The following is a 25,749-nucleotide window of genomic DNA, read 5'->3' on the forward strand; positions in this document are numbered from 1 at the left end:
AACTCCAATATCAGAAGCCGCAGTATGCCACCGGGCCCCACTCCCTGCAGCGCATGGCGGCTGGTGCTACCATCCCCTACTGATGAGCTAATCCGTATGGCGGATGGCCGTCGCGCTTTCCGTACCAGCCCCCACAGAGGAATACACATGACGACCCTGACCATCAATGGCAAACAGCACGACCTTGCCCTGCCTGAAGACACGCCCCTGCTGTGGGCCCTGCGCGACGAACTGGGCATGACCGGCACCAAGTTCGGCTGCGGCATGGCCCTGTGCGGCGCCTGCACCGTGCACCTCGATGGTGTAGCCATCCGCTCCTGCGTGACGCCGTTGTCGGCCGCCGCCGGCAAGAAGATCACCACCATCGAAGCCGTGGGCGAAGACAAGGTCGGCCTGGCCTTGCAACAAGCGTGGCAGGAACACGGCGTGCCCCAATGCGGCTACTGCCAGGCCGGGCAGATCATGTCGGCCACGGCCCTGCTGCACAAGACGCCCAAGCCGAACGACCAGCAAATCCGCGAAGCGATGAGCGGCAATATCTGCCGCTGCGGCACCTACACGCGCATCCACGCGGCCATCAAGCAGGCCTCGGCCAGCATCAACGCAAAAGGAGCGGCCAAATGAGCATCCATGACACTCCTGCAGCACATTCGCCCGCGCGGCGCAACTGGCTCAAGGCGGCCGGCGCGCTGGCCGGTTTGACTTTGGTGGCTGGTCCTTCCGGCCTCGTGATGGCGGCTGAAGCCGTCAAGTACGGCGGCGACAAGATGGCTGGCGGCGTGGTCGACGACACCCTCGTCTTCCTGTCGATCGCCGCCGACGGCATCGTCACGATCGTGGTGCACCGTTCCGAAATGGGCCAGGGCATCCGCACCAGCCTGCCCATGGTGGCGGCCGACGAACTGGGCGCCGACTGGGCGCAGGTGCGTGTACAGCAGGCGCCCGCCGACGAAGCGCGCTACGGCAGCCAGGATACGGACGGTTCGCGCAGCATGCGCCACTCGTTCCGCGCCATGCGCCACGTGGGCGCCACGGCGCGCCTGATGCTGGAAACGGCGGCCGCCGTGCGCTGGGACGTGCCCGTCACCGAGGTGAAAGCCGTCAACCATGCGGTCGTGCATGCGGCCAGCGGACGCTCGCTGTCGTTCGGCGCCCTGGCCGAAGAAGCGGCCAAATTGCCGGTGCCGCCACGCGCGCGCATCAGCCTGAAAACGGCGGACGAGCTGCGCTACATCGGCCAGACCAGCACGCGCGGTATCGACCTGCGCGACATCGTCACGGGCAATACCCACTTCGGCATCGACACGCGCCTCGATGGCATGGCGTATGCCGTCATCGCCCGTCCGCCCGTCTTCGGCGGCAAGCTGAAAAGCGTGGACAAGAAGGCGGCCCTGAAGGTGCCTGGCGTGCTGCGCATCGTCGAACTGGCGGGCAGCCCGCCGCCGGCCATGTTCAATCCGCTGGGCGGCGTGGCCGTCATCGCGCGTAACACCTGGGCCGCCATCAAGGGCCGCGAAGCGCTGGTGCTGGAATGGGAAGATGGCCCGAACGGCGATTACGACTCAAAAGCCTTCCGCAAGACGCTGGAAGCGGCCGTGCGCCAGCCGGCCAGCCCGGCGCGCGACCAGGGCAAGACGGTGGCCACGCTGGCCGCCGCTCCCGCCGCGCGCAAACTGAGCGCCGAATACTATCTGCCCCACCTGGCCCACGCCACCATGGAGCCGCCCGCCGCCACCGTGCGCATCGCCGGCGGCAAGGCCGAAGTGTGGGCCTGCGTGCAGGCGCCGCAAGCGACGCGCAGCAACGTGGCCAAGGCCCTGGGCTTGTCGTACGACGACGTCACCGTCCACGTGACCTTGCTGGGCGGGGGCTTCGGGCGCAAATCGAAACCCGATTTCGCCGTCGAGGCGGCGCTGCTGTCGAAGGCCATGGATGGTGCGCCCGTCAAGCTGACGTGGACGCGCGACGACGACCTGCAGCACGACTATCTGCACACGGTGTCCGTCGAACGGCTGGAAGCGTCGCTGGACGCGAAAGGCATGCCGACGGCCTGGCTGCACCGCACAGCCGCGCCCACCATCACCTCGACCTTTGCCGCCGGCGCGAACAAGCAGGCGCCGTTCGAACTGGGCATGTCGGCCATCAACGTGCCGTTCGCTATTCCAAACGTCCGCGTGGAAGTGCCCGAAGTGCCGGCCCACACGCGCATCGGCTGGTTCCGTTCCGTGTCGAACATCCCGCACGCGTTTGCCATCCAGTCGTTCACGGCCGAACTGGCCCACGCGGCAAAGAAGGACCACCGCGACTACCTGCTGGCGCTCTTGGGCCCCGCGCGCAAGATCAACCCGGCCGACCTGTCCGACGGCTGGAACTATGGCGAAGACCCGGCGAAGTATCCGGTCGATATCGGCCGCATGCGCCACGTGATCGAGCTGGCGACGGCCAAGGCGGGCTGGGGCCGCAAGCTGCCCAAGGGACGGGGACTGGGCCTGGCCGTGTCCTACAGTTTCGTCACCTATGTGGCGGCCGTGATCGAAGTGGAGATCAATGCGGCCGGCGAAGTCATCGTGCCGAGAGTCGACATCGCCATGGATTGCGGCCCGCAGATCAACCCGGACCGCGTGCGCTCGCAGATCGAGGGCGCCTGCATCATGGGCCTGTCCTTGGCCATGAGCGGCGAGATCAGCTTTAAAAATGGCCGGGTGGAGCAAAGCAATTTCCACGACTACGCCGTGCTGCGCGCCGCCGACGCGCCGCGCGTGATCCACACGCATCTGGTGCCGGGCACCCTGGACATGGAGCTGGGCGGCGTGGGCGAACCGGCCACGCCGCCCATCGCCCCGGCCCTGTGCAACGCCATTTTCGCCGCCACGGGCAAGCGCATCCGCGCCCTGCCCGTGGGCATGCAGCTGGCGAAAAAGGCTTAAGTCCGCCGCGCGGCAGGCCACTGCAGCAGCAACGCCGCAGTGGCGACCAAGGCGGCGCCTGCCGCCAGCAGCCACATCGGCCAGTTGAGCAGGAGCAACAGGCCGCCCATGGCGGCGCCGATGGCGCTGCCCAGGTACAGCGCCGATTCGTTGAGGGCGATGGCCAGATTGCCGTCGCCCTGCCGCGCACGCACGGCCAGCAGCCGCTGGTTTTGCGGCACTTGCAGGGCCCAGCCAGCCGCGCCCCACAGCGCGATCGGCGCCAGCATCAGCCAGGCCGACCAGCCGGCCGCCAGCGGCAGCGCGCACAAGGCCAGCGCCAGCAGCAGCAAGATGATGCAGGTCAGCTTCGGCGCCGCCACCTTGTCCGCCCATGGTCCGACCAGCACACTGCCCACGATCCCTCCCACGCCCCACGCCCACAGGAAGGGCGTGGCGGACATCGCCATACCGTTCGCGGACCACGCCAGCAGCGGCGCGATAAACGTGTACATGCCCAGGCTGGCGATGGCCGCCAGCAAGGACACGAGCAAGATGGCCAGCACCTGCCCATCGGCCAGCAAGGCCAGCTTGCGGCGCAGAGAAATCGCCGGTGCCGCCGGCAGCGCGGGCAGCTGCCACAGCAAGCCCGCCAGCGCCAGCCCGCCCAAAAGAGTCACCAGCCAGAGGGCCGCCGTCCAGCCCAGCTGCTGCGCCAGCAGCAAGCTCAATGGCACGCCCAGCACCGTGCCGCCCGCCATGCCGCCCATGATCACGCCGATGGCCTTGCCCCGCTGCTGCGGCGCCGACACGCACGCCGCCGCCGCGATACCGAGCGCCAGGTAGACGCCGGCACCGATGCCCGCAATGGCGCGCCATGCGAGCAAACCGCTGAAACCGGACGCCAGCGCGCTGGCCCCATTCGCCAGCACGAACACACCCAAGGCGATCAAGAGGCCGGAGCGCTGCGCGCGCGCCGGCAGCAAGGCCACGGCCAAGGGCGAGCCGAGGCCATAGGCCAGGGTGAACGCCGTCACCAGTTGCGCGGCCATCGCCAGGGAAACGGAAAACGCCCCGGCGATCATCGGCATCAGGCCCGCCGTCACATACGACGCCATGCCCAGCGCAAACGCGCCAATGGCGATCAGGTAGACGGTGGCGGGAAGCGCGGTAGTGCCAACTGCGGGGGCGCTGTGGAAAGAGTCAGACATGGGCAAGCCTTCGGAAAGAAAGCAGGCATTCTGGAATACAATATAAACAATTACAATTTAACTGTTTATGCTATTACTGATAGCAACAGGCTCACCGGAAAGACCGCAACATGCGCACTTTAGCCCGCACCCGCCACGAACTGGCCGCCTACCTGCAGGCGCGGCGTGCGCGCCTGTCGCCGGAAGACGTGGGCTTGCCCGGCGGAGGACGGCGGCGCACGCCCGGCTTGCGCCGCGAAGAAGTGGCGGCGCTGGCCGGCGTGGGACTGACCTGGTACACGTGGCTCGAGCAAGGGCGCGACATCGGCGTCTCGAGCGCCTTCCTCGACAAGCTGGCCGAAGTGCTGAAACTGGACGCGGCAGAACGCCGCCACCTGTTCCTGCTCGCGCATGCGCGCCCGCCGGCCGAAGAAGGCAAGACGTTTTGCGTGGTGCCGCCGCTCGTGCGCCGCCTGATGCACGAGCTGGCGCATCCGGCCTATGTGCTCAACTTGCGCTGGGACGTACTGGCGTTCAATGCGGACGCGGACGCGCTGTTCGGCTTCGCCACGCATGCCGCCTCGCGCCGCAATCTGCTGTGGCTGCTGTTTACGGACCCGCTGCTGCGCGCACGCTTCACGGCCTGGGAAGAACAGGCGCCGCTGATGCTGTCGAGCTTTCGCCGCGACTACGCGCGCGCCACGCAGGAAGCCGATATCCACGCGCTGGTGCAGGAACTGGAAAAAGTGTCACCCGAATTCAAGCTGTGGTGGCGCCGCCACGACGTGCATGCGCCGTGTGCAGGCGTGCGCCAGCTGACAATCGACGGCGAGCAGGTCGCGTATGAGCACACCTCGCTGACCATCGATGCGGACCGCCACTTGCGGCTGGTCGTGTATGCGCGCCAGGCGCCGGAGTAAACGGGGCGCACAACGAAAAAACCGCTGGCCCTCTTGCGAGGAACCAGCGGCTTCGAATTGGTTGCGGGGACAGGATTTGAACCTGTGACCTTCGGGTTATGAGCCCGACGAGCTGCCAGACTGCTCCACCCCGCAGGCGAATTATATACCAGTTTGCTGCACTGCGGGGACCTAATCGCGGCAGCGGGCTGGAAGAGCTGCGTGGGCGGCTTGAGAATGAAAAAAGCCGCTGATCTTTTGCAAGAATCAGCGGCTTTCCGGTATTGGTTGCGGGGACAGGATTTGAACCTGTGACCTTCGGGTTATGAGCCCGACGAGCTGCCAGACTGCTCCACCCCGCACAAGAATTATAAGGGCAAACGGGTGGCTTAGGCAATAGCTATCTCAAATTCAACCGTAATAGACCAATCTAATGAATACGCAGGCGGCACGAGCGGCAGCCAATCGTGCCTGCGCTGCTCGCCACGCGGCACGCAATCGGTGTACAGTAAGCGTTACACGAGACATCTCTTATCCTAAGCTGCCCATGAAATTCTGCTCCGAATGCGCCCATCCTGTCAGCCTGTCCATTCCGGAAGGCGACAACCGTCCCCGCTATGTGTGCGCCAACTGCGACGCCATCCATTACCAGAACCCGAAAATGGTGGTCGGCTCGATTCCCGTCTGGGAAGAAGATGGGCAGCTGCAGGTCTTGCTGTGCAAGCGGGCCATCGAGCCGCGCCTCGGTTACTGGACGCTGCCGGCCGGCTTCATGGAAAACGATGAAACGACGTCCGACGCGGCCGAACGCGAAACGGTGGAGGAAGCGGGCGCGAATATCGAACTGGGCCCCCTGTTTTCGCTGCTCAACGTGCAGCGCGTGCACCAGGTGCACCTGTTCTACCTGGCGCGTTTGCGCGACCTCGATTTCGCGCCCGGCATCGAAAGCCTGGACGTGCAGCTGTTTACGGAAGCGCAGATTCCCTGGGATGACCTGGCCTTCCCCACCATCCGCGCCACCCTGGAACTGTTCTTTGCCGACCGCGTGAAAATCCGCGAAGGCGGCAGCTATGGCGTCCATACGGGCGACATCACGCGCCCGATGGCGCGCGCGGACGCAGAATAAGCAACCGCCGCATGATTCCCTGGCTCGACATCCACACCCCGTTCCCCGACGTCTCGCACGCCCTGACCGACGAGGCGCCCGGCCTGCTGGCGGCCGGCGCCGACCTGTCGCCCGCGCGCCTGCTCGACGCTTACCGGCGCGGCATCTTCCCCTGGTTTTCCGAAGGCCAGCCCATACTGTGGTGGAGCACCGATCCGCGCATGGTGCTGATGACGGAAGACTTCAAGGTGTCCGACAGCCTGGCCAAGGCGATCCGCAAGGTCGAGCGCAGCGCCGCCACGGATGGGCGCTGGCAGCTGCGCTTCGACGGCGATTTCGAGGCCGTCATGCGCGCCTGCGCGGCACCGCGCAAGGATGGCCCGGGCACCTGGATTTCGGACGAAATCATCGCCGGCTATACGGGCTTGCACAAGCTGGGCTACGCGCATTCGTCGGAACTATGGTTTGACGGTGAACTGGTGGGCGGCGCGTATGGCGTGTCGATCGGCCGCATGTTCTATGGCGAATCGATGTTCGCCCGTGTTTCCGATGGCTCGAAGATCGCGCTGGCCCACCTCGTACGGTTTTTGCAGGCGCGCGGCGTGGCCATGATTGACTGCCAGCAAGAAACGAAACACCTGGCCTCGCTGGGCGCGGCGCCCATTTCGCGCGCGCGCTTCCTGGCCCATGTACGGATCGCCATTGAAGCAGCGCAAATCACCGATTGGCATGCTGCGCCACCGGCGTAAAAAAGCTATGATAGCTCAAGGCACACCGCCGCGGACAGACCAGACAGGATCAGCATGACGCACCTGAACGAACTACCGTTTGCCACCCTGCAGTTCTACACGACGGCACCGTACCCGTGCAGCTACCTGGACGACCGCCAGGCCCGCTCGCAGGTGGCCACGCCTTCGCACCTGATCAACAGCGACGTGTATTCAGAACTGGTGCGCAACGGCTTTCGCCGCAGCGGCATTTTTACCTACCGCCCGTATTGCGACGGCTGCCAGGCCTGCATCCCCGTGCGCGTGGTGACGGGCGATTTCACGCCCAACCGCAACCAGCGCCGCGCCTGGAGCCGGCACGCCGGCCTGCAGGCGGGCGTGGCCACCCTGTCCTTCCTCGACGAACACTACGAACTGTATCTGCGCTACCAGAGCACGCGCCACGCGGGCGGCGGCATGGACCAGGACAGCCGCGACCAGTACGCGCAATTCCTGCTGCAAAGCCGGGTCAACACGCGCCTGGTGGAGTTCCGCGATGCCGACGGCATCCTGCGCATGGTCAGCATCATCGACGTGCTGGCCGATGGCCTGTCGTCCGTCTACACTTTTTTTGACCCGGACGTGCCGGGCGCCTCATACGGCACCTACAACGTGCTGTGGCAAATCGCCCAGGCACGCGAGCTGGGGCTGCCGTATGTGTATCTCGGCTACTGGATCGCGCAGAGCCCGAAGATGGCCTATAAAATCAACTTCAAGCCGCTGGAAGCGCGCATCAAGGGGCAGTGGGTGGTGATGTAAAACCAAGCGCATGTCGGTGGGGGCAGTTGGTAGGTCGGATTAGCGCGCAAGCGCGTAATCCGACACCACCGGCGGCGCCAACAATATTGTCGGATTACGCTCCGCTAATCCGACCTACGCCTTTTATTTACTTTTATCCGGAAACGCCGGACGCTTGGGCAGCACGGGCGGATTCTTCGCCAGCTCGGCCTGGATCACTTCAATCGCTTTTTCCAGCTGCGGATCGCGGCCGGCGATGACGTCGGCCGGCGTTTGCTCGACTTCGATATCGGGCGGCACGCCTTCGTTTTCCACGCCCCAGCCGTTCTCTCGCGTCCAGAACGCCAGGTTCGGCGCCGTGATGGTGCCGCCATCCATCAGCACGGGGAAGCCGAGGATGCCCACCAGGCCGCCCCACGTGGCCTTGCCGATCAGCGGGCCCAAGTTATTTTTGCGGAACATCCACGGCAGCAGATCGCCGCCCGAACCGGCCGTCTCGTCGATCAGCATGGCGCGCGGGCCCTGGATCGACGCGGACGGCGTCTTCATGTCGGCGCCGTAGCGCATGGTCCACCAGGCGATTTCCTTCTTCTGCAGGATCTCGATATAGTAATCGGCCACGCTGCCGCCGCCATTGAAACGCTCGTCGACGATGATGGCCTGCCTGTCCGCCTGCGGGAAGAAATAGCGCTTGAAGTAGGTGTGGCCCAGGCCCGCCGTATTCGGCACGTACACGTACGCGACCTTGCCGCCCGTAGCGGCATTGACCTTGCGCATATTGCCTTCGATCCAGTCGCGGTTGCGCAAGGCATCCTCGGTGGGCACGGGCACCACGGTGATCGTGCGCGCACCCTTGCCGTCGGCCGAGGGCCCCACGGTCAGGTCGATGGCCTTGCCGGCCGTGTTCTCGAAGGCGCTGTAGATATTCGTCGGCGGCGCCAGCGGACGGCTGTCGACGGCCAGCAGGTATTCGCCCGCCTTGACGTTCAGGCCAGGCTCCGTCAGCGGCGCGCGCAGGGCCGGGTTCCAGTTCAAGCCGCCATACACTTTCTTGAAGCGGTAATGGCCGTCGCTTACTTCATAGTCGGCGCCCAGGAGCCCCCCCGGCACCTTCTTCGCCTCGATAAAATCGTCACCGCCACCACCGCGGTGATGGCCCACGGCCAGTTCGCTGCACATCCACTGGATCAGGCGGTTCAGGTCGGCGCGGCTCGACAGCTCAGGCAGGAACACGGCGTACTTGTCGCGCATGGCTTTCCAGTCCACGCCATGCATGCCCGGGTCATAGAAATAATCGCGGTTGATGCGCCACACTTCATTGAAAATCTGCGCCCATTCGGCGCGCGGGTCGGCTTTTACTTCGATGGCGTCGACCTTGATCTTGCCTTCGCCCGGCATCAGCAGCTTGCCCGTGGCGGACCCCATGGCCCAGTTGTCCTTCTGGCGGTACAGCAGCTTCTTGCCGTCGGCCGACACTTCGAAATCATCGGCTTCGGCCACCACGGTTTCCGCCTTGCGCTCCTTCAGATCGAAGCGCTGCACGGCCTTCTTGCCATCGCTTTCGCGCAGCAAAAAGATCTGCCCCGCGGCACCGGCGGCGAGGCTGGAAAACTGCGCAGCCGGCAGCGGCAAGTCGACGATGCGCGTGGCGATGCCGTCGAAATCGATGCTGATCGGCGCCACAGGCGCCACGGCCACTTTCGGGTCGTCGCGGCCCGTCTTCGGATCGACCTTCGGTTCGTTCTTCGGCTCCGCTTCCGCCTTGGCCGTGTCTTTTTTCGCGTCCGTGCTGGCGGCCTTTTCCTCGTCGCTTTCCTTGATCAGGGGCGACGGCAGGTCGCGCCGCAGCACGGCCATCCACACGGTGCGCGTCACCAGATTGTCTTCGTTCTGCTGCGAAAACCAGTTGTTGCTGGGGCCCGCATTCGTGGACGCGAAGAAGTACAGGTACTTGCCGCTCTTGTCGAACACAGGTTCGGCCACGTCGGACAGGCCGTCGGTCACCGGCATCGACTTGTTCTGCTCGACGGAATAGATGTAGGCGCTGCGCGTGTAGGTGGGCGAGTTGAGCGTGTAGGCCAGCCAGCGCGAGTCGGGCGCCCACGAGGCGCGCATGCTCTTGTCGACGCCATACATCGGCTCCGTGGCGACCTTCTGCACCTTGCCCGTGCCGACGTCGATCACGTACATGCTCCAGCCATTATCGGCAAACGCGATCTTTTTGCTGTCGGGCGACCAGACGGCGTTGTCATAGAAGCCGCTGCCATTGAGCTTGAACTTGCGCACGGCGCCCTTGCCATCCTGCGCCCGCACATGCAATTCATATTCGCCCGACTCGTCCGAGAAATATGCGACCGAGCGGCCATCGGGCGACCAGATCGGCGTGCGTTCGTGGGCGCCGGCCGTCTGCGTCAGATTGCGCACGTCGCCCTTGTCCGCGGGGATGGTGACGATCTCGCCCCGGTACTCGAAGGCGACCCTCGCGCCCGATGGCGAAATCGACGCGTCGCGGATGTATTTCGCGTTCTTGACCCAGCGTGGACGCGTTTGCCCCAGGTCGCTGGCCACGGCGATGGTCAGCTTGTGCGCCTGGCCGCTGGCGATGTCGAACGCGTGCAGATAGCCGGCCTGCTCGTAGACTATCTTACCGTTCGCGGCCGACGCGTTCAGCACGGGGAAATCCGCATGCCGCGTCAGCTGGCGCACGGCCTTCGTTTTCACGTCATACGCAAAGAGGTTGAATTCGCCGTTGCGGTCGGAGCGGAAGTACACGGTGTCGCCTATCCACATCGGGTCGACGTCGTTCGAGCGCGTCGTCGGCTGGGGGATTTTTTCAATCGATTTATCGGACGACGAGAATAGCCACAGCCAGGAATTGGTGCCGCCCCGGTAGCGCTTCCACTGCTTGAAGGCGGGCGCCAGCGGGTTGTATGCGATGCGCTTGCCATCGGGCGAATACGTGGCGCGCGACGCGTTCGGGATTTCCAGCTGCGTTTCCACGCCGCCCGCCACCGGCACCGTAAACAGCTTCTGGAAGCGGTTGTTGAAGGCGGCGCGGGGCGAGGTAAACATTACGGACTGGCTATCGGGCGTGAACGACTGCGCCAGGTCCGCGCCCGGGTGGAAGGTCAGGCGGCGCGGCACGCCACCGGCCGCCGCGATCACATACACGTCGATATTGCCGTCGATATTCGCGCTATACGCGATCAGGCTGCCGTCGGGCGAAAACACGGGGTTGGACTTGTCGCCCAGGTCGGACGTCAGGCGCCGCGCGCCGCCGCCATCGAGGTTCGACAGCCACAGGTCGCCGGCATAGATGAAGGCGATGTGGCGGCTGGAGACGGCCGGTTCGCTCAGCATGCGGGTGTCTTGCGTATTGGGCAGGGCCAGGGCCGGGTGGCTCAGCAGCAGTGCGCTGGCGGCCGCGATGGCCGTCAAGATGCGTGTCTTTTTCAATCGATGTCTCGCTTATGAAGTCAACAGAACAGAGAAAAAACAGGAAGGTCCACGGCCCAATGCAAATTATGAATGAATTAATGTTGCTTTAGACCAAAGAGAACTATACACCCGGCAGCCGCGCGGAACACGGTAAAATACGGCACTTATTTCGCGCGCCGCCAGCCCTTCCCGGCGGTCCGCACACCTACTCAAAGCGCCCCATGTCTGAAAAATTCCTGTACTCCCTCGCCCGCCCGCTGCTGTTCTCGATGGATGCCGAAGCGGCCCACCATCTGACCCTGCCCGCCCTGAAACGCGCCAGCGCGCTGGGCCTGACGAAGCTGGCCGGCAAACCGGCGGCGGACCCGCGCACGGTGATGGGCATCACCTTCCCCAACCCGGTCGGCCTGGCCGCCGGTCTGGACAAGGATGGCGCCTATATCGACGCGCTGGCCGACCTGGGTTTTGGTTCCATCGAAGTGGGCACCGTCACGCCGCGCGCGCAGGCGGGCAATCCGAAACCGCGCATGTTCCGCCTGCCGCAGGCGCAGGGCATCATCAACCGCATGGGTTTCAATAATGGCGGCGTGGACGCCTTCGTCGCCAACGTGCAGGCGTCGAAGTTCTACCAGAACCGCGCGGGCGTGCTGGGCCTGAACATCGGCAAGAATGCCGACACGCCCATCGAGCGCGCGGCCGACGATTACCTGCTGTGCCTGGAAAAAGTCTACCCGTATGCCAGCTATGTGACGGTGAACATCTCGTCGCCGAACACGAAAAACCTGCGCCAGTTGCAGGGCGCGTCCGAACTCGACGCCCTGCTGTCGCAACTCAAGGAAGCCCAGGCGCGCCTGGCGGACAAGCACAAGCGCTACGTGCCGCTGGCCCTGAAAATCGCGCCGGACATGGATGGCGAACAGGTGAAAAGCATCGCCGAGTCGCTCACGCGCCACCAGATCGACGGCGTCATCGCCACCAACACGACCCTGTCGCGCAGCGCCGTCGAAGGCATGCCGCACGGCGCGGAAGCGGGCGGCCTTTCCGGCGCGCCCGTGTTCGAACTGTCGAACAATGTCATCCGTTTGCTGAAAGCGGAACTGGGCGACGCGCTGCCCATCATCGGCGTGGGCGGCATCATGCAGGGCAAGGATGCTTTGGCCAAGCTCGAGGCGGGCGCGCAGCTGGTGCAGTTGTACAGCGGCCTGATCTACGCGGGCCCCGCCCTGATCAAGGATTGCGCCCGCGCGCTGCGCGGCAAGCAGGCGAAATGATCGACAAGGTCAAGCTGGGCTCCAGCAGCCTGGAAGTGAGCACGATCTGCCTGGGCACGATGACCTTCGGCGAGCAGAATAGCGAAGCCGAAGCGCACAGCCAGCTCGATTACGCGCTCGAACGCGGTATCAACTTCATCGACACGGCCGAGATGTATCCGGTGATGGCCAGCGCGCAAACGCAGGGCAGCACCGAGCGCTACATCGGCAGCTGGCTGAAGAAAAGCGGCAAGCGCAGCCAGATCGTGCTGGCCAGCAAGGTGGCCGGGCCGAACTCGCGCATGCACTGGATACGCAATGGCAAGACGGACCACGACGCCGTCAACATCCGCGCCGCCGTCGAGGACAGCCTGCGCCGGCTGCAGACGGAGCACATCGACCTGTACCAGTTGCATTGGCCCAGCCGCAACCTGCCCATCTTCGGCGCCAGCGTGTACAACCCGCGCAAGGAACACGCGTCGGTCGCCATCGAAGACACGCTGGCCGTGCTGGGCAAGCTGGTCGACGAGGGCAAGATCGGCCACATCGGCGTGTCGAACGAATCGTCGTGGGGCGTGTGCGAATACATCAAGCAGGCCGAGCTGAAAGGCTTGCCGCGCATCGCCTCGATCCAGAACCTGTACAACCTGACGGCGCGCCATTTCGAGACGAGCTTGCTCGACGAGACCTGCCACCGGGAAAATGTCAGCTTGCTGGCCTACAGCCCGCTGGCGTTCGGCCAGCTGACGGCGAAATACCTCGACAATCCGCAAGCCAGGGGCCGCCTGACGATTTTCCCGCCCGGCTGGAGTCCCCGCTACGTGCGCCCCGCTACCATAGCGGCAGCCGCCCAGTATGCGGCGCTGGCCCGCGCGCACGGCTTGACGCCGGCGCAGTTGGCGCTGGCCTGGTGCTACTCGCGCTGGTTCGTGGCCTCGACCATCATCGGCGCCACCAGCGTGGCGCAGTTGCAGCAAAATATCGATGCCCATCAAGTCAGCCTGTCGCCGGACCTCGTGGCGGCCGTCGACGCCATCCACGCCAGCCTGCCCAACCCTGGGCAGTAAGCGCGCCCCTCCTGGCGGCGCAGGCCGCCGCCAGGCTCCCCCCTCATCGCAGATAGTCGTATTTATACAACAGCTGGCAATTTACTGCTGTGCAGCATTGCGGCCTTGCCTTGCCCGGTCGTATGCTGGAAACGAGGCCATATGCGCTACTCGCGCCATGTTGACGTCTTTCAGATATTTATTGCATATCGATAGACAGAACGATTCGTAAGCACGCCGCGTGCCCACTGTTAATCTGATTGCATCATCGGACCGCCATGGTCCGCGCAACCACCAACCGAAGAGATATCGTCGATGAGTTCAAGCACCGCCCGCTCCCAGCTTCCCGCCCTCCCCGTCAAAACCGTTATCGCCGCCAGCCTGGTCGCCTGCTTCAGCCTGCCGATGCAGGCGCAAGCGCAGCAAGAGCTGCCGGCCGAAGGCGAATTGCAATCGGTGGTGGTGACCGGCACCTTCGCCAAGAACCGCCGCACCATCGATTCCGAATCGCCGATCGACATCCTCACCTCGCGCGACCTGCAAAGCACGGGTTCCGCTGAACTGGCCACCGTGCTGGCGCGCCTGCTGCCATCGCTGAACTTTGCCCGCGCCACGGGCGCCGACGCCAGCGACGCCGTGCGTCCGGCCCAGCTGCGCGGCCTGTCGCCCGACCAGACCCTGGTGCTGGTAAACGGCAAGCGCCGCTACACGTCGGCCGTCGTCAACGTCAACGGTTCGCTGGGCCGCGGCTCGGCGCCCGTCGACCTGAACGCCATCCCGCTGGCCGCCATCGACCATGTGGAAGTATTGCGCGATGGCGCGGCGGCCCAGTACGGTTCCGACGCGATTGCCGGCGTAATCAACATCATCCTGAAAAAAGGCGCGGCAGGCGGCGACGTCGAAGTGGGTTACGGCCAGACGCAGGAACGCGACGGCAAGCAAAAATCCATCAAGGGTTCGGCCGGCTTCGCGCTCGGCGACGACGGCTGGGTGCGCGTCTCGGCGGAAGTGGCGGAACGCGATCCGACCAACCGCGCCGGCGCCGACTTCCGCAATCCGCTGGAGCCGCGCTACGGCAAGGTCAACCAGCGCTATGGCGATCCGGAAAGCAAGCCGGCGACGATTTTCCTCAACAGCGAATACCGCATCAACGACAATATCGACTGGTACGCCTTCGGCAACTATGGCAAGCGCGATACGTCGGCCGCCGCCACCTGGCGCACGGCGCTGATCGCGGACCCGAATAATTCGAAGCAGTTCATCCAGCGCACGCCGCTGTTCCCGGAAGGCTTCTTGCCGCTGCAAAACAGCACCCTGACGGACCAGTCCATCGTCACGGGCTTGCGCGGCGAGGCGGCCGGCTGGCGCTGGGATGCCAGCCTGAACTACGGCAGCAACAAGTTCGAACTGGACCTCGACAACACGGTCAACCAGTCGCTGGGCGCGAACAGCCCCACGCATTTCTATGCCGGCTCGCTGAAAAACGAACAGACCGTATTCAACCTCGATGCAGCGCGCGAATTTCCCGTCTCTTACTTTACGGGTCCGCTGACGGTAGCCGTGGGCGCCGAAGCGCGCCATGAAAAGTACAGCATCGGCGCCGGCGACGAAGCGTCGTACACGGGCGGCGGCTCGCAAGGCTTTGCCGGCTTCCGTCCTGCCAACGCGGGCAGCCACTCGCGCCACAACGAGTCGATCTATGTCAACCTGGAAGCGGAAGCGACGAAGAAACTGTCGGGCGGCGTGGCCCTGCGCCATGAGCGCTACAGCGATTTCGGCAGCACCACCTCAGCCAAGGGTTCCGCGCGCTATGCGTTCACGGACGCCCTGTCCCTGCGCGGCACGGTGTCGAGCGGCTTCCGCGCGCCATCGCTGGCGCAGCAGTACTACACCATCACCACGACCAACTTCCAGGTCGTCAACGGCGTCAACACGCCGATCGAAACGGGTACCTTCGCCGTCAACACGCCGCAGGCGCGCGCCCTCGGTGCACAGGATCTGAAACCGGAAAAGGCCCGCAACTACAGCCTGGGCCTGCAGTTCCAGCCTAACCGCAACTTCACGACGACGGTGGATGCCTACCGCATCGACATCGACAACCGCATCCTGTTCTCTGCCAATCTGGTCCTCAACAATGCCTTGAAAAGCGTCCTGGCCGCGCAAGGCACGCCTGTGGGCTCGGGACGCTATTTCACCAACGCCGTCGACACGCGCACGGAAGGCGTCGACATCGTCAGCACCTACCGCATCGACCTGCAGGACAAGGACCGCCTCGACCTCACCGTGGCGTACAACCACAACAAGAGCAAGGTTCAGAAAATCGCCGACAATCCGGCCATCCTGACGGCCAACAACCTGAAACTGATCGACCGCCAGAGCATCGACCGCATCACGGTGGCGTCGCCGAAGGACAAGTTCAGCCTGGCCGCCGACTATGGCTTCGGCATCTGGAATGCGCATGGCGTCGTGACGCGCTACGGCAGCTTCACCGTGCCGCAGAACGACGTCAAGCTGGACCAGACGTATGACCCGCAATGGGTGCTGGACGTGTCCGGTTCCGTGAAACTGGGCAAGAACTGGCGCCTCGTGGCCGGCATCGACAACGTGACCAACCGCTACCCGGCGCAAGTGACGAGCGCGGGCAACCTGAACGTCAACGGCACCCAGCCCTACAGCATCTTCGCGCCGAACGGTTTCAACGGCCGCTACTACTACGCCAAGGCTGGCTATAGCTGGTAAATAACGCTCTGCCATGTAAAAAGCCCGGAACGCATAACGCGTTTCCGGGCTTTTTCATGTCTTGCGCCCGCAGGCGCTGCAGGCTCAGGAGCGGCGGCGGCGCGCGGCAAAACCGACCAGGCCCAGGCCCAGTAGCATCATGCCGTAGGTCGCTGGCTCAGGCACTGCCGAGACCGAATTGAACGCGCGGAAATTGCTCAGGCCACGCGGCAGGTTGCCCAGGCTGAAAACCGTATTGGCGGCCAGCGGCGTGTCCCAGTGGAACAACAGTTCGCCACGGCCATAATGCACGGCCAGGTAGTCGAAGCTGGAGTTGACGGTGAACGAACCGGACTTGCTGCTGACCAGGTCGCCTTGGGCGGCCAAGACCAGCGAACCGGTGCCGCTCGATGGCAGACCAAATTTGCTGCTGACCAAGCTCTTGATGGCGGCCGCACTTTGCGCGCCCGACGGGTTGGCGCCGTCAAAGACCCAGACCGAGTCCGCTGCCACGCTGCCGTAGGTGACGGTCTTGCTGCCCACAGCAAAGCCGCTCATGGCAGGATCGGTAATTTCCACCCAGCTCGCCGCTTGGGCCAATGGCGCCAGGCAAGCCGAGACAGCAAGGCAGAGACCCAGCACAGCACGTTTAGTCATGTTCATAGTTTCCCCTATTAATAAATTTCAAAAATTACAATGTTGTTTATATTTTTATTACACTTCTTTGCGATTGGACAAAAGATATCATTCAGGAAATCAAAATGCAATAAAAGAAACATCTTGAGTCATTGAAAATTTCAATCGGTCTCATGCATTGAATGCATGAGCCTGCTTTGCGTAGTGTCATGCTTCGTACAACCGGGGCAACGAAACCTGCTGACTGGATGGAAGTGTTGTTAATTCACACAGACGCATGCGCCGTTCAGGCAAGCCCGGCCGGCGTTATCGCACGCCGTCTTGCGCCAGCGCAGACAAACGCCGTTCTTCTTGCCGGACGGCCCGTCGCCGCGTCCTATCATGCATGTTCCTGCCGACATCCATCACGGAGCACGCCATGCTGACTTTAAGCAAATTGAGTCCCTCCATCACCGACATGATCCGCTTTGACCATAGCCACGTGCTGCTGGCCTTCCATCAGTACACCACCAGCAAAAAGCCTGCCGTCAAAAAAGCCCTGGCAGAAACCATCTGTAGCGCACTGGACATCCACGCGCAGCTGGAAGAGGAAATTTTCTATCCGCAGATGCGCCAGCTGGACGGCGACGCCGCGGTACGCCAGAAAAGCGTGCCCGAGCACCAGGAAATGCGCCGCCTGATCGCCGAATTGCGCGCGACCGATGCGGCGACCACGCGCCATGACACCCTGCTGCTGGAAATGATGCGCGGCGTGCTGCACCATGTCGCCGATGAAGAAACCGTGCTGCTGCCGGAAGCCGAGACGCAGCTGACAACAAGGCGCTTGAGCGAGCTGGGCGCACAGATGACGCAGCGCCGCATGGCCCTGGTCAAGCCCCAAGCGGGCAAGATCGCAGCCAATACGCTGGTCGGTTTTTCCAGCAGCACCACGGCCTGGGTCATGGGCGCGGCCGGCGTACTGCTGGCGGCTAGGCTGTTTGCCCGCAAGGCAGCCTGAACTGGCGTAGGGAGTAGCCAGGCCGGCGGGCAATCAGCTACCATGGGAGCTCTTCGACTCCGATGACGGACCACCATGCCCAGCTGGCACCTGGCCGACGCCGCCGAACTGGCGGCGCGCCATCCCTATACTTTTTATAAATCACCGCCCGAGGCCATCGCCCAGGTGCGCCCCGGCGAAGTGGTCAAGCTGATCTTCGCCTTCCACAGCGACGACCCGCAAGCGCCGGGTGCCGAGCGCATGTGGGTGCTGGTCGATACGGTCGAGCCGCATGGGCACTTCACCGGCAAGCTCGACAACATGCCCGGCTACATCACCGATTTGCAGGCGAAAGACCCCATCGCCTTCGCGGCGCGTCACATCATCAATACCCAGCACGACGATGATGATAACCTCGTCAACCGCTACGCGGGCCTGTGCTTCGTGACGAAAAAAGTGCTGGAAGACGGCGCGCCCGTCGGCTATCTGTACCGCGAGGAACCGGACAACGACGACGACAGCGGCTGGCGCTTCACGGCCAACGACGAAAGCGACGACTACATGAACGACAGCGCCAACGTGGCCCTCGTATCGCTGGGCGCCTTGCTCAGCGTGGATGATCGTTGTATTGCGCTGCTGGATTCTCCCGCCGGATCGGCCTATGCCTTCGACCACAACACGCAACAATTCATGGCGGTGGACGAATGACAACAGATGAACTGAAGCAATTTTGCGCGGCCCTGCCCGGCGCGCAAGCTGTGCTGTATGGCCCGCCGTCGAACATCCTCTTGTGTGAAGTGAGCGGCAAGAAATTTGCCTATTTCAAGACCAGCGCGCCCGAGCAGTGGCGCTTCAGCCTGCGGGTCAGCGCCGAGCGCTTTATCGAACTGACGGACATGCCGGGCGTGAAACCGGCCCGCTACATGGGCCGCTTTCACTGGGTGACCATCGTCGACGTGGCGCGCTTCCCCGCCGATTACCTGGCGGAACTGGTGCAAGATAGCTACGCGCGCGCCGTGGCCAGCCTGACGCGCGCGCAGCGGGCGGCCATCGCCTAGAGCGCTTCCTCTCCCGCCATGGCGCGGTCGATGTCTTCGCGCGTCAAGTCCGGCGCCAGCTGCAGGATGAACTCGTAGGCGTAGGCGCGCAGGTAGGCGCCGCGGCGCACGGCCAGGCGCGTCGTGTTGGTGGCGAACAGGTGCGACGCTTCCACGGCCCTTAGCCCCTTGTCGCGGCCATGGTCGAAGGCCATCGAAGCCACGATGCCCACGCCCAGGCCCAGCGCCACGTATTGCTTGATGACGTCCGAATCCATGGCCGTCAAAATGATGTCGGTCATTACGCCCGCCTTGGCGAATGCATCGTCGATATGGCCGCGTCCCGTGAACCCCTTGTCGTAGGTGATCAACGGGTATTTCGCCAGGTCTTCCAGGCGGATCGGCGAGTGCTCGAGCAGCGGGTGGCCGTCCGGCACGACGATCAGATGGCTCCAGCGGTAGCACGGAAACGACACGAGGTCGGGAAACTGGCTCAAGCCTTCCGTGGCGATGCCGATATCGGTCTTACCCGACAGCACCCATTCCGCGATGTGTTCGGGCGCGCTTTGCTGCAGCGCGATGCGGACCTCAGGGAAAGCGGCGCGGAAGCCCTGCACCACTTTCGGCAGCGCATAGCGCGCCTGCGTGTGCGTGGCCGCCACGGATAACGTCCCGCTGGTCTGGCCGCTGTATTCGAGACTGGCCTGCTGCAGGTTTTCCGCCTCGATCAAGAGGCGGTCGACGATCTTCAGGATGCCCTTGCCCGGCTCCGTCAAGCCCGTCAATCGCTTGCCGTTACGCTCGAAAATCACCACGCCCAGCTCATCTTCCAGTTCGCGGATTTGCCGGCTTACGCCCGGCTGCGACGTGAACAGGGCGTTGGCCACTTCCGTCAGGTTATAGCCGCGGCGGGCCGCTTCGCGGATCGAACGCAGTTGTTGAAAATTCATAGTGTTCCAGCCTCTCAGGTTCTTGTCGGTTCAACGAATACGTGCAGGCGTTTCGGGCGGACAACTAACGTCTCGCCTTCCTTCAGTTGCAGATGCGTAAAACGCTCGTTCGACATCACCGCTTCGATCAGCTCGCTGTTATCGACGCGCTGCAAGTCCAGCTGGGCCAGCGGGCCGATCGCATGCGCGCGACTCAGCTTGACGACGATGCCTTCGGCGCCCTGTGTGTAGCGGTCGATTTCCAGGTCATGCGGACGCACATAGGCCGTGCCCTTGCTGTCGCTCACGCCCGCGTAATCGGGCACCTCGAAGCTGGCGTCACCCGTCGCCATCACGCCGTCATGCACGCGCCCGTGGAACAGGTTGACGTTGCCGAGGAAGCCGTAGACGAAGGGCGAGGCCGGGTGGTTGTAGACTTGCTCCGGGGAACCCAGTTGCTCGACGGTGCCCTTGTTCATCAGCACGACCTGGTCGGCCACTTCCAACGCTTCTTCCTGGTCATGCGTGACGAAAATACTGGTCACGTGCAAGTCGTCATGCAGGCGGCGCAGCCAGCGGCGCAATTCCTTGCGCACCTTGGCATCCAAGGCGCCGAACGGTTCATCGAGCAGCAGCACGCGCGGCTCGACGGCCAGGGCACGCGCCAGGGCGATGCGCTGGCGTTGTCCGCCCGACAACTGCGGCGGATAGCGGTCGGCCAGCCAGTCGAGCTGTACCAGTTCCAGCAAATCTTTGACCTTGCGGCGGATCTGGTCTTCCGACGGGCGCTCGCTGCGCGACTTCACGCGCAAGCCGAAGGCCACGTTTTCAAACACGGTCATGTGCTTGAACAGCGCATAGTGTTGAAAAACGAAACCGACTTGCCGCTCGCGCACGTGGCGGTTCGACGCATCTTCCGCGTCCAGCAGCACTTGCCCGCTGTCCGGATGTTCGAGGCCGGCAATGATGCGCAGCAAGGTGGTCTTGCCGCAACCCGAAGGGCCCAGCAGGGCCGTCAATTCGCCGGCGGGAAAGTCCAGCGAGATATTGTCGAGGGCGACGAAATCGCCAAAACGCTTGTGGATGTTTTTAACTGCGATGGTCATGTCAGTGCTCCGTAGAACGTAAGGCGGAATCGTCGGCGTCGCTCTCGTTCAAACGCCACTCAATGAAAGCTTTCAAGGCCAGGGTCACCAAGGCCAGCAAGGCCAGCAGGGAGGCGACGGCAAATGCGGCGGCGAAGTTGTACTCGTTGTACAGAATCTCCACCTGCAGCGGCATGGTGTTGGTTTCGCCGCGGATATGGCCGGAGACCACGGACACGGCGCCGAACTCGCCCATGGCGCGGGCGTTACACAGGATCACGCCATACAGCAGACCCCACTTGATATTCGGCAAGGTGACTCGGCGGAAAGTGTTCCAGCCCGACGCGCCCAGCACGATGGCAGCCTCTTCCTCTTCGCTGCCCTGCGACTGCATCAGCGGGATCAATTCACGCGCCACGAACGGGAAAGTGATGAAGATGGTGGCCAGCACGATGCCGGGCACGGCAAACAAAATCTTGATGTCGTGCGCCTGCAGCCACGGGCCGAACCAGCCTTGGGCACCAAACATCAGCACGTAGATCAGGCCGGAAATGACGGGCGAGACGGAAAACGGCAAGTCGATCAGGGTCAGCAAGATGCTCTTGCCGCGGAACTCGAACTTGGCGATGCACCAGGAAGCGGCCACGCCGAATACCAAGTTCAGCGGCACGGCGATGGCGGCCGTGATCAGGGTCAATTTAATCGCGGAAATCGCGTCCGGATCGATGATGGCGGCGATATACGCTTCCCAGCCCTTCTTGAACGCTTCCGCAAACACGGCCACCAGGGGCACGATGAGGAAGGCTGTCAGGAACAGCAAGGCGATGGTGATCAATACCGTGCGTACCCACAATGGTTCCAGTACGACGGGGCCGACATTCGGTTCGAAGCGGCGCGCAGTCGGCAGCGCCTTGTCCACGCCAGCGGCGGCAGTCGTATTCGTACTCATGATTTCTTCGCCTTTCCGCGCGTCCATGCTTGCAGCAGGTTAATCGTCAACAACAGCAAAAAGGAGACCACCAGCATCACCACGGCGATGGCCGTGGCGCCTGCGTAATCGTATTGTTCCAGCTTGGTAATAATGAACAGCGGCGTGATTTCCGACACCATCGGCATATTGCCGGCGATAAAGATCACGGAACCGTACTCGCCCGTGGCGCGGGCGAAGGCCAGCGCAAAGCCCGTCAGCAAGGACGGCAAGATCGTGGGGAAGATGACGCGGATAAACGTTTGCAGGGAATTGGCGCCCAGGCTGGCGGCCGCTTCTTCCAGTTCCTTTTCCGCGTCTTCCAGCACCGGTTGCACCGTGCGCACGACGAAAGGCAAGCCGATGAAGGTCAGCGCCACCACCACGCCCAGCGGCGTAAACGCCACCTTGATGCCCAGCACGCCTTCGATGAACTGGCCGAACCAGCCGTTCGACGAATACAGGGCCGTCAGGGTGATGCCGGCCACGGCCGTCGGCAAGGCGAACGGCAAGTCGACCAGCGCATCGATGATGCGCTTGCCGGGAAATTTATAGCGCACCAGCACCCAGGCCAGGATGCCGCCAAACACCACGTTCAACAGGGCCGCGATCAGCGAAGCGCCAAACGTCAGGCGGTAGGACGCCATCACGCGGTCGGACGTGACGGCGCTGAAGAAGGCGTCCCACGTCATGGTGAAGGTCTTCAGGAACACCGACGACAGCGGAATGAGAACGATCAGGGCCAGGTAAAAGAGCGTGAAGCCCAGAGACAGCTTAAACCCCGGCATGACCCGAAACGGCGCTCCGCGCGCCTTGAGCGGTGCTGCTGATGCTGCAGACATAGAAACCCCTTCTTATTACATTTTTGAGTTATAGGGCGCAATAATCACATGCAACCGTTATAAAAAGAACTAACCATTTCTCATTTGCTTAGATGGATTTTGCATACTTGCTGGCGGAATCTATGGGCGAAAAAAAGGGGTCGGACCCTGCGGGTCCGACCCCGGCTTTTGGGGTGGGGTTGGGGTGGGCACACACTTAACCCAACACCTTGACGGCTGGGGTCAGCCCCTGAGGGGGAATGCGTCCCAATGGGACGCATTCCGATTGCGAAGCAACGGACCCCGTTCTTACTTGTTCGGCTGCGGCGTCAGACGTAGGTATGGCTTGGCGGCCGTAAACCCCTTCGGATACTTCTGCTTGATCACGTCCGGGTCTTGCACTGTCAATGGAATGATGACGTCGTCGCCGTCTTTCCAGTTGCCTGGCGTGGCTACAGTGTAGCCGTCCGTCAGTTGCAGGGCGTCGATGACGCGCAGGATTTCATTGAAGTTGCGGCCCGTGCTCAGCGGGTACGTGAGGATCAGCCGCACCTTTTTGTTCGGGTCGATGATGAAGACGGAGCGCACGGTGGCCGTGACGGACTGTTCCGGGTGGATCATGTCGTACAGCACCGACACTTTCTTGTCGACGTCGGCGATGATGGGGAAGCCCACGACCGTATTTTGCGTCTCTTCGATATCCTTGATCCAGCTCTTGTGCGACTCGGCCGCGTCCACGGACAGGGCGATGGCCTTTACGTTGCGCTTGTCGAATTCCGGCTTGAGCTTGGCCGTCAAGCCCAGTTCCGTCGTGCATACGGGGGTAAAGTCGGCCGGATGGGAAAACAGCACCACCCAGGAATTGCCCGCCCACTCGTGGAACTTGAGCGGGCCTATCGAGCTGTCTTGTTCAAAATCAGGGGCGACATCGCCCAGGCGTAAAGTCATCGTGATCTCCTGTGAGGTTGTGTATCGGGATGTTGGTCGAATCAGGCTGCCTGACGGTGGCGCTTGTCGCTTTGCGCCAGATCAAACAGCGTTTGCAATTGCGCCTGGCCGTAGACCCAGTCGCCAAGGCGCGACTCGGCGTTGATATGGCCCAGCGCACCGCCATCAATATACTTGCAATTCCAGCGCCGTGCCCACTGCGCCGCGTGTTCGGCCGTCATCCACGGATCGGTCTGGCTGGCGATCAGGATGCCGGGGCAAGGCAGCCGCTTTTGCGGCAATGCCTTCGCCACGCCAAACTTGTCGGGATCGGCTGGTCCCACCAGCAGCACGCCGGCCACGCCCTGCGGATCGCGCGCCAGGCTGTGCGCCGTCGTCAGGCAGCCGAAGCTGTGGGCGACGATCAGGGTCGGGCGCGCATCCTGCCGCCGCACCTGGTCCAGCCGCGCCGACCAGTTGGCCAGGTCGGGTGCGTTCCAGTCGTCCTGCTCGACCCGCTCGAATTGCGGATACAGGCGCTGCCAGCGGCTCTGCCAATGCTCGGGACCGCTGTTATGCAAGCCCGGCACGATCAGTACCCGGTAATCGGAAAAGCTGCGCAGCGCCATGATGTGTCCTTTTAGTAACGGTCTGGCAATCGTGCCATCCGGTATTACTTAGGCTGGTAGATCTGGTCGAAGATGCCGCCGTCGGCAAAGTGCGCCTTCTGTGCAGCCGTCCAGCCGCCCGCCACTTGCTCGATGGTGAACAGGTTGACCTTGGCGAACTGCGACGCGTATTTCTTCGCCGCCTTGTCCGTTGCCGGACGGTAGTAATTCTTCGCGATGATGTCTTGCGCTTCATCCGTGTACAGGTAGTTCAGGTAAGCCTCGGCCACCTTGCGCGTGCCATGCTTGTCGGCAAACTTGTCGACGACGGCGACGGGCGGCTCGGCCAGGATGCTGACGGATGGCGTGATGATGTCGAACTTGGTCGGGCCCAGTTCCTTGACGGCCAGGTAAGCCTCGTTTTCCCAGGCGATCAGCACGTCGCCGATGCCGCGCTCAACAAAAGTGGTGGTGGCGCCGCGCGCGCCGGAATCGAGCACGGGCACGTTTTTATACAGCTTGCCGAGGAAATCCTTGGCCTTCGCTTCGTTGCCGCCCGGCTGGCGCAGCGCGTAACCCCACGCAGCCAGATGGTTCCAGCGGGCGCCGCCCGAGGTTTTCGGATTCGGCGTGATGACGGAGACGCCTGGCTTGATCAGGTCGTTCCAATCCTTGATGCCTTTCGGGTTGCCCTTGCGCACCAGGAAGACGATGGTCGAGGTGTAAGGCGAGCTGTTGTGCGCCAAGCGCTTTTGCCAGTCGCCGGCCAGCAGCTTGTGCTCGGCCAGCGCATCGATGTCATAGGCCAGGGCCAGGGTGACGATATCCGCCTCCAGGCCGTCGATGACGGCGCGCGCCTGCTTGCCCGAACCACCGTGCGATTGCTTGATCTTGACGTTGTCGCCCGTCTTGCCTTTCCACTCCTTGGCAAACGCCGTATTCACATCCTGATACAGCTCGCGCGTCGGGTCGTACGACACGTTGAGCAGGGTGATATCGGCAGCCTGCGCCGTTTGCAGAATGGCAAACGCGCTGATGGCGGCGGCAATGATGATTTTTTTCGACAGCATCTAAGATCCCCGTGTGGTTGAACTTGCAGAGCCACCAGATTACGGCGCCATGGCCGCAAAGAGAACGAAGCGTTTCGCCGTTTGATATGCGTTTTTCACATATGGACGGCGCGCAACGGGGATTTAGCAGTTAATAAAAACGGTTAAACAAAATGACGGCCCAGGTGGCGAAGGCCAGGATGCAGGTCAGCAGCACGGCGGCGCTACCAAAGTCCTTGGCGTTTTTCGACAGCGGATGACGTTCGAGCGAAATGCGGTCAACCACGGCTTCAATTGCCGAATTGATCAGTTCGACGATCAGCACCAGCAGCAGCACGCCGATCAGCACCAGCTTTTCAAACGCGGAAACGCGCAGCAGCAAGGCGATCACCGTGCCGACGACGAACAGGCCCAGTTCCTGCCGGAACGCATGTTCGTGGCGCCAGGCCGCTTTCAAGCCATCGAGCGAGTAGAAAAAGGCGGAGAAAATCCGTTTCAAGCCGCTTTTGCTCTTGAATTCATTTACAGGTTGCATAGTTTTCCATGGTTCAAAGCACATGCTATCCACGCATTATGACGGGCACAATAGGGATTGTGACAATTTATTCGCTATCTATCTCGGAACATTTCACTATTTTTTCACATCATGGTATAAAG

At 63.0% G+C, this 25,749-nt stretch carries 23 protein-coding genes and 2 tRNA genes; 12 read left to right on the top strand and 13 right to left on the bottom strand.

All coding sequences use genetic code 11. From position 1 onward, the window contains the following. Positions 1-147: 147 nt before the first annotated feature. Entirely contained in the window at positions 148-624 is a 477-nt protein-coding gene (locus tag OPV09_RS23880) for a (2Fe-2S)-binding protein (RefSeq protein WP_072455450.1), read from the top strand. Beyond that, positions 621-2,927: a xanthine dehydrogenase family protein molybdopterin-binding subunit gene (locus OPV09_RS23885; RefSeq protein ID WP_338679533.1), complete on the top strand. Its 2,307-nt coding sequence runs from the start codon at positions 621-623 to the stop codon at positions 2,925-2,927. Before OPV09_RS23880 ends, OPV09_RS23885 begins: the two co-directional genes overlap by 4 nt. On the opposite strand, the gene OPV09_RS23890 is transcribed toward OPV09_RS23885, so the two are convergent. Continuing rightward, positions 2,924-4,117 carry an MFS transporter gene (locus OPV09_RS23890; RefSeq protein ID WP_338679534.1) on the bottom strand — a complete coding sequence of 398 codons (1,194 nt, stop codon included), beginning with the start codon at positions 4,115-4,117 and terminating at the stop codon, positions 2,924-2,926. The two genes, OPV09_RS23885 and OPV09_RS23890, sit on opposite strands and share 4 nt — an antisense overlap. Positions 4,118-4,227: 110 nt before the next feature. Between OPV09_RS23890 and OPV09_RS23895 the strand changes: the two genes are divergently transcribed. Further along, positions 4,228-5,016, top strand: coding sequence for a helix-turn-helix transcriptional regulator (locus OPV09_RS23895; RefSeq protein ID WP_338679535.1), 789 nt, complete (start codon positions 4,228-4,230; stop codon positions 5,014-5,016). Between the two features lie 58 nt (positions 5,017-5,074). Here the strand turns inward: OPV09_RS23895 and OPV09_RS23900 are convergent. Both OPV09_RS23900 and OPV09_RS23905 read right to left on the bottom strand, forming a co-directional pair. Then, positions 5,075-5,151 (bottom strand) — tRNA-Met (locus OPV09_RS23900). 129 nt (positions 5,152-5,280) lie between these two features. After that, positions 5,281-5,357: transfer RNA gene (locus OPV09_RS23905), tRNA-Met, on the bottom strand. 185 nt (positions 5,358-5,542) lie between these two features. On the opposite strand from OPV09_RS23905, the gene OPV09_RS23910 reads away from it, so the two are divergent. Genes OPV09_RS23910 through OPV09_RS23920 form a run of 3 tightly spaced genes read left to right on the top strand, consistent with a single transcriptional unit; the run spans position 5,543 to position 7,626 of the window. Beyond that, positions 5,543-6,121: an NUDIX hydrolase gene (locus OPV09_RS23910; RefSeq protein ID WP_034747557.1), complete on the top strand. Its 579-nt coding sequence runs from the start codon at positions 5,543-5,545 to the stop codon at positions 6,119-6,121. Positions 6,122-6,132: 11 nt separating this feature from the next. Further along, a complete protein-coding gene (gene aat, locus OPV09_RS23915) occupies positions 6,133-6,849 on the top strand; it encodes a leucyl/phenylalanyl-tRNA--protein transferase (protein WP_338679536.1) in 717 nt (238 codons plus the stop codon). Positions 6,850-6,903: 54 nt separating this feature from the next. Further along, the gene (locus OPV09_RS23920) at positions 6,904-7,626 is read left to right on the top strand and encodes an arginyltransferase (protein ID WP_034747551.1); all 723 of its coding nucleotides are present in this window, start codon (positions 6,904-6,906) and stop codon (positions 7,624-7,626) included. 123 nt (positions 7,627-7,749) lie between these two features. Here the strand turns inward: OPV09_RS23920 and OPV09_RS23925 are convergent, their stop codons facing one another. Further along, on the bottom strand, positions 7,750-11,061 hold the full coding sequence (locus OPV09_RS23925; RefSeq protein WP_338679537.1) for a S41 family peptidase: 3,312 nt from the start codon (positions 11,059-11,061) through the stop codon (positions 7,750-7,752). Positions 11,062-11,264: 203 nt separating this feature from the next. On the opposite strand from OPV09_RS23925, the gene OPV09_RS23930 reads away from it, so the two are divergent. From OPV09_RS23930 to OPV09_RS23940, 3 genes are all read left to right on the top strand, one after another. Further along, positions 11,265-12,314 carry a quinone-dependent dihydroorotate dehydrogenase gene (locus OPV09_RS23930; protein ID WP_338679538.1) on the top strand — a complete coding sequence of 350 codons (1,050 nt, stop codon included), beginning with the start codon at positions 11,265-11,267 and terminating at the stop codon, positions 12,312-12,314. Then, complete coding sequence (locus tag OPV09_RS23935) at positions 12,314-13,360, top strand: aldo/keto reductase (protein WP_338682361.1); 1,047 nt, start codon at positions 12,314-12,316, stop codon at positions 13,358-13,360. Before OPV09_RS23930 ends, OPV09_RS23935 begins: the two co-directional genes overlap by 1 nt. Positions 13,361-13,654: 294 nt before the next feature. Next, positions 13,655-16,078 (top strand): TonB-dependent receptor, encoded by a 2,424-nt coding sequence (locus OPV09_RS23940; protein WP_338679539.1) that lies wholly within the window; start codon positions 13,655-13,657, stop codon positions 16,076-16,078. Between the two features lie 84 nt (positions 16,079-16,162). On the opposite strand, the gene OPV09_RS23945 is transcribed toward OPV09_RS23940, so the two are convergent. Next, positions 16,163-16,714 (bottom strand): FxDxF family PEP-CTERM protein, encoded by a 552-nt coding sequence (locus OPV09_RS23945; protein WP_338679540.1) that lies wholly within the window; start codon positions 16,712-16,714, stop codon positions 16,163-16,165. Positions 16,715-17,111: 397 nt separating this feature from the next. Here OPV09_RS23945 and OPV09_RS23950 point away from each other — a divergent pair, with 397 nt between their 5' ends. From OPV09_RS23950 to OPV09_RS23960, 3 genes are all read left to right on the top strand, one after another. Further along, complete coding sequence (locus tag OPV09_RS23950) at positions 17,112-17,690, top strand: hemerythrin domain-containing protein (RefSeq protein ID WP_338679541.1); 579 nt, start codon at positions 17,112-17,114, stop codon at positions 17,688-17,690. 75 nt (positions 17,691-17,765) lie between these two features. Further along, positions 17,766-18,377 (top strand): immunity protein Imm33 domain-containing protein, encoded by a 612-nt coding sequence (locus OPV09_RS23955; protein WP_338679542.1) that lies wholly within the window; start codon positions 17,766-17,768, stop codon positions 18,375-18,377. Further along, on the top strand, positions 18,374-18,727 hold the full coding sequence (locus tag OPV09_RS23960; protein ID WP_338679543.1) for an MmcQ/YjbR family DNA-binding protein: 354 nt from the start codon (positions 18,374-18,376) through the stop codon (positions 18,725-18,727). Before OPV09_RS23955 ends, OPV09_RS23960 begins: the two co-directional genes overlap by 4 nt. Here the strand turns inward: OPV09_RS23960 and OPV09_RS23965 are convergent. The 8 genes from OPV09_RS23965 to OPV09_RS24000 form a co-directional block, all read right to left on the bottom strand. Further along, positions 18,724-19,656 (bottom strand): CysB family HTH-type transcriptional regulator, encoded by a 933-nt coding sequence (locus OPV09_RS23965; RefSeq protein ID WP_338679544.1) that lies wholly within the window; start codon positions 19,654-19,656, stop codon positions 18,724-18,726. The two genes, OPV09_RS23960 and OPV09_RS23965, sit on opposite strands and share 4 nt — an antisense overlap. Before the next feature lie 14 nt (positions 19,657-19,670). After that, positions 19,671-20,741, bottom strand: a complete 1,071-nt coding sequence (locus OPV09_RS23970) for a sulfate/molybdate ABC transporter ATP-binding protein (RefSeq protein WP_034747519.1) — start codon at positions 20,739-20,741, stop codon at positions 19,671-19,673. Position 20,742: 1 nt separating this feature from the next. Continuing rightward, the gene (gene cysW, locus OPV09_RS23975; protein ID WP_070301500.1) at positions 20,743-21,669 is read right to left on the bottom strand and encodes a sulfate ABC transporter permease subunit CysW; all 927 of its coding nucleotides are present in this window, start codon (positions 21,667-21,669) and stop codon (positions 20,743-20,745) included. Continuing rightward, positions 21,666-22,475, bottom strand: coding sequence for a sulfate ABC transporter permease subunit CysT (cysT, locus tag OPV09_RS23980; RefSeq protein WP_099408869.1), 810 nt, complete (start codon positions 22,473-22,475; stop codon positions 21,666-21,668). The genes cysW and cysT overlap by 4 nt, the downstream gene beginning before the upstream one ends. A gap of 342 nt (positions 22,476-22,817) precedes the next feature. Next, positions 22,818-23,456, bottom strand: coding sequence for a peroxiredoxin (locus OPV09_RS23985; RefSeq protein ID WP_034747512.1), 639 nt, complete (start codon positions 23,454-23,456; stop codon positions 22,818-22,820). A gap of 41 nt (positions 23,457-23,497) precedes the next feature. Further along, a complete protein-coding gene (locus tag OPV09_RS23990) occupies positions 23,498-24,064 on the bottom strand; it encodes an alpha/beta hydrolase (protein ID WP_338679545.1) in 567 nt (188 codons plus the stop codon). Positions 24,065-24,108: 44 nt separating this feature from the next. Next, the gene (locus tag OPV09_RS23995) at positions 24,109-25,113 is read right to left on the bottom strand and encodes a sulfate ABC transporter substrate-binding protein (RefSeq protein ID WP_338679546.1); all 1,005 of its coding nucleotides are present in this window, start codon (positions 25,111-25,113) and stop codon (positions 24,109-24,111) included. 130 nt (positions 25,114-25,243) lie between these two features. Next, the gene (locus OPV09_RS24000) at positions 25,244-25,627 is read right to left on the bottom strand and encodes a diacylglycerol kinase (protein WP_034747502.1); all 384 of its coding nucleotides are present in this window, start codon (positions 25,625-25,627) and stop codon (positions 25,244-25,246) included. Positions 25,628-25,749 lie beyond the last annotated feature (122 nt).

The sequence above is a fragment of the Janthinobacterium sp. TB1-E2 genome, from assembly GCF_036885605.1.
Lineage (GTDB): Bacteria > Pseudomonadota > Gammaproteobacteria > Burkholderiales > Burkholderiaceae_D > Janthinobacterium > Janthinobacterium aestuarii.